Here is a 12,425-nt window from a genome sequence, read left to right as displayed (position 1 = left end):
ATATGAAGCTTGCTGACGTTATTGACATCAGGCACGGATTTGCGTTCAGGGGTGAATTTTTTTCTGATTCGCCTACCGGGTTCATACTTGCAACACCGGGAAATTTCGCCATTGGCGGAGGGTTTAGATCAGGCAAGGCCAAATATTATAACGGTCCCGTGCCGGATGAATATTGTCTGTCAGAAGGCGATATTATTGTTACAATGACAGATCTGAGTAAAGACGCGGATACCCTCGGCTATTCAGCCTCGGTGCCGGCGTCCGCCAATACGTTCCTTCATAACCAGCGCATTGGGAAAATTGTTCCGAAGGGGAACATCAACCTTAGATTTATTTACTGGTTGATGCGGACACCTGCCTACAGAGATGAAATTCTGGCAAGTTATACAGGATCGACAGTAAAGCATACGTCACCTTCCCGCATTCTTTCTTTTCAGTTTGACTGCCCATCCCTCGAAGATCAGGGGCGTATTGCCTCGATACTCGATATTCTGGACAATAAAATCGATCTCAACTGTCGGACAAACGAAACCCTTGAAGCCATGGCACGGGCATTATTTCAAGACTGGTTTGTCGGGTTTGGTCCGACACGGGCGAAGATGGCCGGGCAGGCCGCCTATCTCGCTCCCGAAATCTGGAAGCTTTTTCCTGACCGGCTGGATGATGAGGAAAAGCCGGAGGGGTGGACGGTCGAACCAGTGGATAATGTGGCCTCGTTCCTGAATGGCCTCGCTCTCCAGAAATACCCGGCCGGGGAAGGCGCGTTCCTTCCCGCCATCAAAATCGCGCAACTGCGCTCTGAAAGTACCCATTCGGCGGATCGGGTTTCCGTCGGGATTCCTTGTGAATATGTTGTAGAGGAAGGAGACATCCTGTTTTCCTGGTCAGGCAGCCTGCTCTGTAAATTTTGGAATGGCGAAAGGGGCGCCTTGAATCAACATCTGTTCAAGGTCACATCAGGGCGTTTTCCAGACTGGTTTGTTTTTGAATGGATCCAGCACTACATGCCGGATTTCCAGGCCATTGCCGAAAGCAAGGCAACAACAATGGGCCATATCCAGCGGCACCATCTGACGGAAAGCCTGGTTACCATACCCTCATCCTGTGTAATGAAGCAGGCTGATTTGATCATTGGCAGTCATATAAGAAAAATAAAAGAAAATCATAAGGAGTCCCGTAACCTTTCTGAACTTCGCGATCTCCTTCTTCCCAGACTGATGTCGGGTGAAATCCGTATCCGTGACGCCGGGAAGATGGTTGAAGACGCGCTATGAGTTTCCTGTCCGAAAACGAGATCGAGGACTGGGCGTGCGACATCCTGCGCGAATGCGGATACGCAATCACAACCGGGTCCGATATCTCCCCCGGTGGCGCCCATGCCGAGCGTGACTCGTTATCGGATGTCATTCTGAATAAAAGACTTCAGGCCGCCATTGATCGCCTGAATCCGCATCTGTCACAGGTCGCACGGGATGAAGCGCTGCGGGCGCTGAAGCGCGACGGCATGCCTGATGTCGTGGATGAAAACCGCCGCCTGCATGGTTATCTGGTCGATGGCGTGCCGGTGGACGTGGTGCGTGAGGACGGCACGCAGTCCGGGGACCGGGCGCGGTTGATCGATTTTGATCATCCAGAACGCAATGACTTCCTCGCCGTGCGCCAGTTCGTGGTGGAAAAGGACGAGGCCAGCCGACGGCCCGATATCGTGCTGTTCGTCAACGGATTGCCTGTGGGCATGATCGAACTGAAAAGCCCGAGTTCCGAACAGGCCACGCTGGACGCTGCCTGGAACCAGTTCCAGACCTACCGTTCGTTCATGCCCTCCCTGTTCCGCTTTAACGAAGTGCTGGTGATCTCCGACGGCACCGAGGCACGGGTCGGCTCGCTTACGGCAGACCGCGAGCGTTTCATGCCCTGGCGCACGGTGGATGGCGAGGAACTGGTGGCCAAGAACCATCAGGAAATGGAAACAGTGCTACGCGGCGTGTTCACCCCGCGCTGGCTGCTGGCACTGATACGGGATTTCGTGCTGTTTACGGAAAAAGACGGCAGCCCCATCAAGATTCTGGCCGCCTATCATCAGTTCCATGCCTGCCGTAAGGCCGTGGCACAGACAGTCCGGGCGACGGCTCGGGGCGGCAACCGGAAAGCGGGTGTCATCTGGCATACGCAGGGATCGGGCAAAAGCCTGCTGATGACGTTCTATGCCGGGGTCATTGCCCGCCACCCGGCAATGGAAAACCCGACGATCGTTGTGCTGACTGACCGCAATGACCTGGATGACCAATTGTTTGCAACCTTTTCAGGGGCGCAGGCGCTCCTGCGCCAGACACCGGAACAGGCGGGCAGCCGGGATGAACTGCGAACGCTGCTCCGGCGGGCCTCCGGCGGTGTGATCTTCACCACGCTTCAGAAGTTCCAGCCCGAAGGCGAGGGGACAGGCGTGCCGCTGCTGACGGACCGCCGCAACGTCGTGGTCATGGCCGATGAGGCGCATCGCAGCCAGTACGGGCTGGAGGCGAAGTTCAATAGCCAGACGGGCAGGATCTCCTACGGCTTTGCAAAATACCTGCGCGATGCCCTGCCCAATGCGTCCTTCATCGGCTTTACCGGCACGCCGATCGAGACGGCGGACGTGAATACCCGTGCGATCTTTGGTGATTACATCGACATTTACGACATCGCGCAGGCAGTGGAAGATGGCGCGACGGTGCCCATCTATTACGAAAGCCGTCTGGTACGCGTCGAACTGGATGATGATGTCAGGGAGGGGCTTGACGACGAACTGGCGGAGATTGTCGAGGGGCTGCCGGAGAGTGAAGAGCAAAAGCTCAGCCGGAAATATTCGCGTCTCGAAGCGCTGGTCGGTGCGGAACAACGCCTGCGGCGGGTTGCCGGTGATCTGGTCCGGCATTTCGAAAACCGGCTTGAGGCCCTTGATGGCAAGGGCATGATCGTCGGCATGAGCCGCGCCATCTGCGTGGCACTTTATGACGAGATCATCCGTATCCGTCCGGACTGGCACAGCGATGATGACAACGCCGGCGCCATAAAGGTTGTGATGACCGGCTGTGCCGCCGATCCCGCGGGGTTCCAGCCGCATATCGGCAGGCGCGCCAGGGCCCGCCGCGACTTGCTGGCCAGGCGCATGAAGGACAATGCCGACCCGCTGAAACTGGTGATCGTGCGCGACATGTGGCTGACGGGCTTTGATGCGCCTGCCCTGCACACGATGTATGTGGACAAACCCATGCGCGGGCATGGGCTGATGCAGGCCATTGCCCGCGTGAACCGTGTGTTCAGGGGCAAACCCGGTGGTCTGGTCGTGGATTACATTGGCCTGGCCCGGAACCTGAAAGCGGCTTTGGGTGAATACTCTGCCGGGGACCGGCAACAGGTCGGGATTGATGAAGCCGAGGCCGTTCGTGCCCTGCAGGAACGCTACGAGATTGTCCGGGCCATGTTCAGTCCGGAACAGGCCGGTGGTTTCGATTACCGTCCCGCCCTTGTCCCGGGTACCGCACCCGGGGTTAAACTGGCGATCATGGCCGGAGCACTGGACCGTATCCTGGGCCAGCAGCAGCACGAGACCGCGCAGGCGACGACTGACGAAGGGCGCAAGGCCGCGCAGAGGCGCTTTCCCGATGCGGTCAGGGCGCTTTCGGTCGCCTTTGCACTTGCATCCGCCAGTGATCAGGCTGCCGTGCTGCGTGATGAAGTCGGTTTTTTCGAGGCGGTCCGTGCGGTCCTGGTAAAGAGGAGCGGTGATGACGCGGACGGCAGAAGCCCGCAGGAGCGCGAACTGGCGATCAGGCAACTGGTCAGTCGGGCTGTAGTGTCCACGGACATTATCGATATCATGGAAGCCGCCGGCATCGGGCGTCCGGATATTTCCATCCTTTCGGATGCCTTCCTGCAGGAAGTGCGGGAGATGCCGCACCGTAACCTGGCGATCGAGGCCCTGCGCAAGCTGCTGGAAGATCAGATTCGCAGCCGCCGCCGTTCAAACCTGACGGAAGCGGAAACGTTTTCGATCCGCCTTGAGCAGGCGGTCAGCCGTTATCATGCCAATGCCCTGACCTCAGCCCAGATACTGGACGAACTGATCCGTCTGGCCCATGAAATGGCGGCCGCGCGGGCGCGTGGCGAGGAACTCGGCCTGACGCCGGAAGAAATGGCTTTCTATGATGCCCTTGCGCGCAATGAAAGCGCACGGATGGCGATGGGAGACCCTGGCCTGCGCGCGATTGCCACGGCTCTGGTCAGGACCATTCGGGCGAATGCCACGGTGGACTGGACCGTCATGGCGTCGGCACGCGCACGGATGCGCACGGCGGTCAGACGCCTGCTGCGGAAATATGGCTATCCGCCCGACATGCAGGGTGAGGCCGTGCAAAATATCCTGCGTCAGGCCGAAGAGTTTGCACCGGTATGGGCGGACAGTGCGGGGTAGGCGACATCGCCACGCGGACGTGGCGACATGCCTCCCTGCGCCTTCCGGGTCAGGGTTTCCCGCGCAGCCGTTCTTTCAACCAGACCGTCAGATGCCTTGCGGCGGTCTGCCCATGGTGGGATGGACCGTGTCTTCCGCGTGATTCATTCATGGGAAGCCCTGATATCACTGGGCCATCCGTGAGCGACGGAAACCCGTCTGGCGCAAGGCCGGGCATACTGGAAATCAGGAAAGTGCCTGTAATCAGCCAAGATCCGCAGGGAACTGCGGTAAAGTAGCTGGCGTCCCGTACGGGATTCGAACCCGTGTTGCCGCCGTGAAAGGGCGGAAGGAATGCTATGACTTATCTTGAAATTTTGCAGAAAATCCCTGACTTCCGCCACTTTTATATAACCGGACGTCACCGCTTGTCACGGGGTATCTCCCCCCATTTGGCTCAAAATTGGCTCAATGGCTCAGGCCGAAACATTGACATTTCCGGCTGCCTCGCCCAAAAATTTCGTTGATAATTTTGTAGCAGAGTGATGGCATCCGAACTTCCTGAAGGTATGAGGCCCGCTGTCCTGACATACGTGCAGGCGGCAGAATATCTGGGCATCAGTCCGGGTCGGTTGCGTAACTTGAAATGGATGGGCCGAGGGCCCCGTTCTGTCACATACGGGACTCGCGACGTAAGGTTCCGAATCGCTGATCTTGATGCCTGGCTGGATCAGAAAGCTGGTATTCAGTCTGCCCTGCAACCTGCACGGAAGCGTGCACCACGGCCCAGACGTCGCGGCGTCGGTATGTTGGCTACATTGGTGCTGCTTGGCGGAATGGCGATATTGGCAATCTTGATTAAGGTCATTTTTGAATAGGACGTCAACGCATTCGTGACTTAGTTCTAGGGGTAGGTCGCGTTGACCACAAGGCTGTCGAGCTAGCCTATGGCTTGTTTCACTGGTGTCTTGAATAGGTAAAGCGGTGGAGTAGATACGGTATGTGGCGATCTGATCGATAACGAATGGGCTACGTGTCATTGGCTTGCTTCTTCATGCCGAGCGTGGACGTTGGGCATGGTAAAAGTTATGCTATGCCTAAAGATGGCAACTCGGCTACGAAGATGGCTAGTATTTTAGTGCGTGAGGAGATGGTGTGTATGCAAGCGGACTTTTTGGATGCACATGAGCGACATTGGTCTGACGCTGAACATCTCTTTCAAGCACAACGGTGGGCTAATGCAGATCATCTGTACGGAATGGCTGCAGAATGTGGGTTGAAACTACTTATGATAGCTTTGGGCATGGCTTACGATGAGATGCACAACCGCCCAACGAAACACGAGGATCGTGTGCATGCGAATAAGGTATGGTTGCGTTATGAAAGTTACCGCTCAGGGAATGTTTCGGCAATAGGTTTAGCATTGTCGGCGCAGAATCCTTTTGCAGACTGGGATGTCTCGGACCGCTATGCCGCTCAGCGCAATTTCAATCGATCATATGTGCTGCCGCACCAACGAGGGGCACAAGCTGTTTGTGATTTGCTTAAAGAAGCGCGACGCGAGGGTATTCTAGGATGATCTTCGATCAAATCTTGCCCGAGACAATCACTATCCTTGGTCTACATCGCAATCTAATCGAGCAACTTGAATGGCTCGTGATAAATCGTGATCTCAATAGTAGAGTAAGATTGATTGTGCCTGAAGCTGTAGAATGCGACGAAACGCTACGGGCAGGCATTATGACAGTGGCGCGCGATTTATCGTCTCGACTTGGGCCGCATGCTTATCCTCCTGAGGTTGCCATTCTCTATGAGGCGCGTCGTGATTTTGCGTGCCGCGGAGGTGCCGCTTATATATTAAGTGAGTTCAAGGATGTATGGGTGGTTGATCGATTGGCGACTGAAGCCAATTGGGCACGTATTGAACCGGAAACTCAAGGTGTACCACGCATTGTTTTCTTTTCCATTAAAGGGGGTGTAGGTCGATCGGCGGCGTTGGCAGCCACCGCATGGAAACTAGCGGAAGAAGGTAAACGGGTCTTAGTTCTTGACTTGGATCTAGAGTCCCCCGGCCTTTCTACAGCTTTGTTGCCTGCCGACCGACAACCGACATTTGGTATTACTGATTGGTTAGTCGAAGATCTGGTGGAGAATACTACAGAGATTTTTAACAACATGGTTGCCACTAGTGCACTATCTCATGATGGGGAAATCTATGTTGTGCCTGCCCATGGTGCTAATCCTGGCGAATATGTCGCTAAATTAGGCCGGGTCTGGATGCCGAAGTTAATGGCAGATGGGACGCGTGAGGCATGGTCGACGCGGTTGGGGCGTTTATTGCAAAATTTGGAAGAAAGTATTTGTCCTGATGTGATCATGATTGATTCACGTTCCGGTATTGATGATATTGCCTCTGCATGCATTACAGATATTGGTGCTACCTTAGTATTGCTGTTCGCTCTGGAAGGCGAGCAAACTTGGAATGGTTATCGGATGTTGTTTGAGCAATGGCAACGTGCTGAGGTGGCAGAAGCAATTCGCGGGCGTTTACAGGTTGTTGGTGCACTAGTGCCTGAGTGGGATGGTGCTGACTATTTCCACGACTTATGCGATCATGCTTATGAATTATTCGTTAACACTCTCTACGATGAGATTGCGCCGCCAGAATCTGACACAATTGGTATAGAAACCGATGGTGAAGGAAAATGGCGTGTCGGAGATTTAGTCGAGGGATGGAGTTTTGATGAGGCAGACGAAGATGCTCCTCATTATCCATGGGAGGTAAAGTGGCACCGTAATTGGACTGGACGTCGTTCACTTCACAAGCGGCTTTCTACCATTGAATATCAAGAAATTGATTTTATTTTTGGTCCATTAGTTAATGGTGTGAGTAACGTTGTGGGGTCGGAGTGATAGCCATGACGGATGCACAATATAGACGTGATGCGATACTCTCGGCGCTACTTGAAACAAGTAATTTTGGCGAAACACCAGCGCCGGGTATATTGTATTTGCCTCGTTCGCATTTAAAAGCCTTAAGGTTGGATGCGCAGGTTATTGTAGGTGGTCGGGGTGTCGGTAAATCGTTCTGGACTGCGGCGTTGCAATCGCCACCGCTGCGTACGTTGTTGGGTTCCGCAGCTTCTGAATTGAACGGAATAAATGTTTATCCCGGTTTTACTAATTTGGAAGATATAAATCGTTATCCAAATGCAGACGTATTTTCGTCATTTTTAGACAAAAAAGGCGATCCTTATGACTTATGGCGAGCGGTAATACTTCGCTGTATTGCGCAACAACAAGGTGAAAAAATTCCCGATAAGGATTGGCCAAGCACAGTCCATTGGTTGAAGGACGATCCTGAGGCTGCTGCAAAATTGATGCAGAGACCTCGCAACGGAAAAGGTCTTATCCTTTTTGACGCTTTAGATCGCACAAGTAGCGATTGGCGACGCATGGATGAAATTGTAAGGGGACTATTACGAGCGGTTCTTTGGTTAAAATCTTTTCCTAACCTTTATGCTAAAGTATTTTTGCGCGAGGACCAAGCTGAACGTACTGTTTTTAATTTTCCAGATGCGTCAAAGCTTATGGCCAATAAAGCTGAGTTGACTTGGGCGCGGCATGATTTGCATGGTTTATTATGGCAAAGACTAGTCAATGCCCCTGGTGCGTATGGAAAATGCCTTAGAGGTATTTGTCCGAATGTAAAGCAAAATAGCGTGTGGGGCGTTGCTTCGGAAATGAAATCTGAGTCTGAGGTGCAGCGTCGCGCTTTCGAGGCTCTTGCCGGTCCATGGATGGGGCGCGACAAGCGGAGGGGGGTACCCTACACGTGGTCTGTTGGTCATTTGGCTGACGGACGAGGGCAAACGTCTCCTCGCTCTTTTCTCGCCGCGATCCGACAGGCTGCGGAAGATTCTAACGAGCGTTATCCTACGTTTGAGTATGCTTTGCATTTTGAGAGTATCAAGCGTGGTATTCAAAAGGCATCTGAAATACGTGTGCAGGAAATAGCTGAGGATTATCCTTGGGTTCCAAATATTCTCTCTGCATTGAAAGGGACGAATGTCCCAGCAGAATATCAGGCAGTTAGAATACTTTGGGAGCAGAGGTTCCCGGTTGGTCCAAGTGCGGTGATGTCTGTTAATAATCTGCCAGCCCAACATATTGATCGTGGTTGGGATGGATTGCGTGATGATTTGCAGCGCTTAGGTCTGATTGAAATGAAAAAGGATGGGCGTCTTGATATGCCGGATCTCTATCGTGTTGGTTTTGGCTTGGGCCGCAAGGGTGGCGTGAAACCGAGAAAATGAGGAAATTGTATTTCTGGATTCTTCCTGTGAATGTATAGATAGGAAGACGTACATTGTCTGTTTGGAAATTTTTGTTGGTTTAATAAGTTACTCCTAAATTCTATCATAGAATTACTTCTAACTGCGTTTCTGTTGATTATTAAATCCGGGGGTCAACGGGGGAGGTCACTCCCCCTTGTCAGGCAGGGAATGAGGACAGGGAGCGCAGCGAAATGTGCTCCATTCCCGATGCCTGGCTCTATCCCAATCCCAGCCTGTTTCCCGTTTTCGGAATCATGCACCGAAAGGTGGTATGATGGGCTGTCATCATGGGGAGTGATGACAGTGACCGACACCCGAAAAACATATAACGCCCATATCCGCCTGACGCGACAGGAGCATGAGCGGATTGCTGCCGCCAGCGGTGGGAACATGTCCCGCTGGTTCCGTGCTGTCGCCCTTAACGCCATGGCGAATGGTGGCCCCCATCTTCATGCCGACATGCTGGATATCCGCAACCAGTTGGCAGCGCTTGGCAACAATCTGAACCAGTTAGCCCGACGGGTGAACGCAGGGGAGGCGGTAACAGGGCTTCAGGAGGTCACGGATGAAGTCAGGGCCACGGCGCTCCAGGTGACAAAGGTGCTCCGGAAGGTCCGTTGACATGATCATCAAGTCAACGCGCATCCGGGCGACCGCACGCAGCATGACCCAAATTGTCCGCCACCTTCTGGACAAGCCCGATGAAAATGAGGTCATCCACCTGATCCGGGGATCACGGGCGGATGTAAGAATGGCGTTCGATGACGCCCGTGATTTTGGCCGGAAGAACGCGGCGGCCCACTTCATCCTTGCCAGTCAGGAAAAACTGGACCCACGGCAGGTTCGGGATGCCATTGCGATGATTGGCGAGGAATTTGGCTTTTCACGTGACGATGTGAAGCTGTGTGTCCGCCATCAGAAAAGCCGCCATGATGGGGACAGCTGGAACCAGCATTTTCATCTTCTGGTGCAGATGGTGAATCCGGAGAATGGCCGCGTCATGGACATGTCGCACAGTTACGCGCGACAGGAAAAGATCGAACGCATTTTCGAGGTGAAGAATGGCCTGCGCCTGCTGAAAGGACGACACAACCGGGCCGTTCTGCAAGCCATTACCGACCCGACTATCCGGGACCGTCTGGCTGGTCTGGCCAAAGGCGGTCTGGATGGACATGCCTATACCGAAACGGCCAAGGAAACCGGCAAACGACTCGGTGTGGACAGGGCTGCGATCCGGCAGGAAGTCCAGACACTCTGGTCCCAGTCAGATGGTTGGAAAGCCTTTCGCACCGCCATCGAGGAGCGGGGATGGCGGATTGGGCCAGGGACACGAAAACCAGACGTCATCATCCTGACGGACGGTGAAGGCCGGATGCTGGGTTCCCTGGGCAGGCTACTGGGAATGAAAAAGGCGGAACTGGCATGGCGTATGTTGCCCGATGGCATCACTCCCGAAGCGTCCGGCCCATCTTCCGGGAAACAACTGCCCGAGAAGGTGACGCGATCATCATCGGGACGCAATCAGGCTGAAACGCCCGGCAGGCAGGGAAAAACCACCCCGGTTACCCCACCATCAAAAGGGCATTGGCTTGACCCGGTCCGTGAGCAGATCATCTCCACCATGACTCTGAACCTGCAAGGCAAGTCAGAGGAATTCCGGCGTGCGGAAATTGCGACGGCGAAACGCGCAAAGGCCCAAGCGGAGGCGATCACACAGCAACTGACAGACCAGAAGAAATTTTACAGGGATTTCTGCCGTATGATTGATGAACTGTTGGCATCGAGGCAGGCGGTCCTGTCACCAGCGCCACAGATCAGGGCCATCGACGAGATTGCAGCGGAATGCGCGTCTCAAATCACCAGCGCATACACGGCATACCGGAAGGCTGATGAGTGGGGCTTCCTGAACCCATGGCGGATTCTACGCCGGCGGCAGTTGGATGCAGCGCTGAAGGCGTCGGGCTTTGACGCTCATGATATGAATGCCGCTACCGTCATCCGTGAAGGCCTGCCAGCGGCGATGACGCAAGTGGCGCAAGCCATACAGAGGCAGGAACGCAAGAAGCATCGGGAATGGGAACGGCATCCCGACGTCCAGGCGTATGAGGCTTTCAGGACTGATCTTCGCCAGCTTCAAAATAGGCTTCATGACTTTCCCGACAGCCGTCTTATGGAGATGGCGCTGAAAGACCCATCCGCCGCTATACGGGAAATGAAGCCGCAAGGCGTCACTGGGGCACAAAAATCGGATTACGGAGAACGAATATCTACCAGTCCAGCCCCGCAACCGTCGCCTAAACGGTCAAGGAAACCAAAGAACGGGATTTCGGACATCGAAATATGAAAGCCATGCAGGCACAGCTTTCATATCCGTTTTCAGCGGGTCTGTTTTGCGGCTCGATCCGCCAGATCGGAAAGGTCAGGTTGGTAATACCGATCCAATGATTCCAAGTCGCGGTGGCCCGTGATCCGCTTGAGGTCCAGCGGGTTGGGAAACAGTTTTGCGAGGCGGGATGTCGCTTCATGGCGGAGGTCATGGAACGTCAGGTCATGAACTCCGAATTTTTTTATCTGTCGTCCGAACCGAACGGAAAATGAGTCTTCTGATCCCACATCAAATACATGCGCCCCTGGATCAGGAACGGATGACCGCATCGCCAGCTTTTCCAGCAGGATCGATTTTGCACCGGGCATGAGGGGACGGATTTCCGGCCCCTGTACCCTGGCGGTTCGCATGTTCTTCGTTTGCAGCAGGCTGAGCAGGTTGCGCTTCATGTCAACATCACGCCAGCGCAGAGCCATGGCTTCTCCCCGACGTGTGCCCTGTTCGATTGCAAAGCGCACAATCAGGACATCATCGGGATATTCCGTCTTGGACATGGCTTCCAGGATCAGGTCGTATTCTTTCCCGACCAGGCGGCGATTGCGTTTTTTATCCGCGCCTTCCGGACGTTTGACGATCTTGGCAGAGGCATTGTTGTCCATGTGGATATCCCACTCGGACACTGCGTGGCGAATGATGCTCGCGAGCAGGTTGAGGCGCTTGACGACCGTGCCTTTCGCAAAGCCCGTCTCAATCATCCGGTCACGAAATCCACGTACGTCAGCAGGTTTCCATTTGCCTGCCATGCAGGATGCCACAGGATCGTCAAGGAGGGCAGGGATATGACCGATGCGGTCATTCTCCCTGTGGGCCATGCACTCATCCCGATAGCGTTCGATCAACTGACGGATCGGGATGCGGTCGATGGCGGAGGTATCACGAAACTGGCCCAGATCGATCTCGGCCCGTTTTTCATTGAGCCAACGTCGAGCCAAAGCGGCTGAGGCAAATGTTTTGCGGATACGTTTGCCGTCCACCATCTTCCGGGCTTGGTACTGGCTGGGGCCACGATACCAGACGCCTTTTGGCAGCGCTTTGCCCGTAGTGGGGTCGATATTCGTCTTTTGTGATTCGCTCATGAGAATCCCTGATATCACTGAGCCATCCCTGAGTGACGGAAACCCGTTTGGCTCAGGATTGGCTCAAAGTCCAACTAATTGGAAATCAGGAAAGTGCCTGTAATCAGCCAAGACCCGCAGTAAACTGCGGTAAAGTAGCTGGCGTCCCGTACGGGATTCGAACCCGTGTTGCCGCCGTGAAAGGGCGGTGTCCT

The 12,425-nt window shown here is 54.4% G+C and carries 9 protein-coding genes and 1 tRNA gene; 8 read left to right on the top strand and 2 right to left on the bottom strand.

Going from position 1 to position 12,425, the window contains the following annotated elements:
- Positions 1-1,274: restriction endonuclease subunit S (locus ABF824_RS12975; RefSeq protein WP_415489430.1), on the top strand; the 1,274-nt coding region annotated here is incomplete at its 5' end.
- Positions 1,271-4,453 carry a type I restriction endonuclease subunit R gene (locus ABF824_RS12970; RefSeq protein ID WP_415489429.1) on the top strand — a complete coding sequence of 1,061 codons (3,183 nt, stop codon included), beginning with the start codon at positions 1,271-1,273 and terminating at the stop codon, positions 4,451-4,453. The genes ABF824_RS12975 and ABF824_RS12970, both read left to right, overlap by 4 nt.
- Before the next feature lie 279 nt (positions 4,454-4,732).
- Here the strand turns inward: ABF824_RS12970 and ABF824_RS12965 are convergent.
- Positions 4,733-4,852 (bottom strand) — tRNA-Ser (locus ABF824_RS12965).
- Positions 4,853-4,977: 125 nt separating this feature from the next.
- Between ABF824_RS12965 and ABF824_RS12960 the strand changes: the two genes are divergently transcribed.
- The 6 genes from ABF824_RS12960 (at position 4,978) to ABF824_RS12935 (ending at position 11,113) form a co-directional block, all read left to right on the top strand.
- Positions 4,978-5,310, top strand: a complete 333-nt coding sequence (locus ABF824_RS12960) for a helix-turn-helix transcriptional regulator (protein WP_415489428.1) — start codon at positions 4,978-4,980, stop codon at positions 5,308-5,310.
- A 176-nt stretch (positions 5,311-5,486) separates the two neighbouring features.
- Positions 5,487-6,011 carry a hypothetical protein gene (locus ABF824_RS12955; protein ID WP_415489427.1) on the top strand — a complete coding sequence of 175 codons (525 nt, stop codon included), beginning with the start codon at positions 5,487-5,489 and terminating at the stop codon, positions 6,009-6,011.
- Complete coding sequence (locus ABF824_RS12950) at positions 6,008-7,345, top strand: KGGVGR-motif variant AAA ATPase (protein ID WP_415489426.1); 1,338 nt, start codon at positions 6,008-6,010, stop codon at positions 7,343-7,345. The genes ABF824_RS12955 and ABF824_RS12950 overlap by 4 nt, the downstream gene beginning before the upstream one ends.
- 5 nt (positions 7,346-7,350) lie before the next feature.
- Positions 7,351-8,748, top strand: coding sequence for a hypothetical protein (locus tag ABF824_RS12945; RefSeq protein WP_415489425.1), 1,398 nt, complete (start codon positions 7,351-7,353; stop codon positions 8,746-8,748).
- A gap of 324 nt (positions 8,749-9,072) precedes the next feature.
- The gene (locus ABF824_RS12940; protein ID WP_415489424.1) at positions 9,073-9,390 is read left to right on the top strand and encodes a plasmid mobilization protein; all 318 of its coding nucleotides are present in this window, start codon (positions 9,073-9,075) and stop codon (positions 9,388-9,390) included.
- Between the two features lies 1 nt (position 9,391).
- Positions 9,392-11,113 carry a relaxase/mobilization nuclease domain-containing protein gene (locus ABF824_RS12935; protein WP_415489423.1) on the top strand — a complete coding sequence of 574 codons (1,722 nt, stop codon included), beginning with the start codon at positions 9,392-9,394 and terminating at the stop codon, positions 11,111-11,113.
- A 32-nt stretch (positions 11,114-11,145) separates the two neighbouring features.
- On the opposite strand, the gene ABF824_RS12930 is transcribed toward ABF824_RS12935, so the two are convergent.
- Positions 11,146-12,231: a site-specific integrase gene (locus tag ABF824_RS12930; RefSeq protein ID WP_415489422.1), complete on the bottom strand. Its 1,086-nt coding sequence runs from the start codon at positions 12,229-12,231 to the stop codon at positions 11,146-11,148.
- Positions 12,232-12,425 lie beyond the last annotated feature (194 nt).

This window comes from Acetobacter sp. (genome assembly GCF_047721705.1).
In the GTDB taxonomy this organism is placed as follows: domain Bacteria; phylum Pseudomonadota; class Alphaproteobacteria; order Acetobacterales; family Acetobacteraceae; genus Acetobacter.
The sequence above is the reverse complement of the archived record's forward strand: the minus strand, read 5'-3'. Positions and strand labels throughout refer to the sequence as shown.

What these genes read in the sequence shown, in the direction of transcription:
- ABF824_RS12970 (WP_415489429.1), top strand. Translation starts at nt 1,271, where the DNA reads ATGAGTTTCCTGTCCGAAAACGAGATCGAGGACTGGGCGTGCGACATC.
- ABF824_RS12960 (WP_415489428.1), top strand. Translation starts at nt 4,978, where the DNA reads ATGGCATCCGAACTTCCTGAAGGTATGAGGCCCGCTGTCCTGACATAC.
- ABF824_RS12955 (WP_415489427.1), top strand. Translation starts at nt 5,487, where the DNA reads ATGCCGAGCGTGGACGTTGGGCATGGTAAAAGTTATGCTATGCCTAAA.
- ABF824_RS12950 (WP_415489426.1), top strand. Translation starts at nt 6,008, where the DNA reads ATGATCTTCGATCAAATCTTGCCCGAGACAATCACTATCCTTGGTCTA.
- ABF824_RS12945 (WP_415489425.1), top strand. Translation starts at nt 7,351, where the DNA reads ATGACGGATGCACAATATAGACGTGATGCGATACTCTCGGCGCTACTT.
- ABF824_RS12935 (WP_415489423.1), top strand. Translation starts at nt 9,392, where the DNA reads ATGATCATCAAGTCAACGCGCATCCGGGCGACCGCACGCAGCATGACC.
- ABF824_RS12930 (WP_415489422.1), bottom strand. Translation starts at nt 12,231, where the DNA reads ATGAGCGAATCACAAAAGACGAATATCGACCCCACTACGGGCAAAGCG.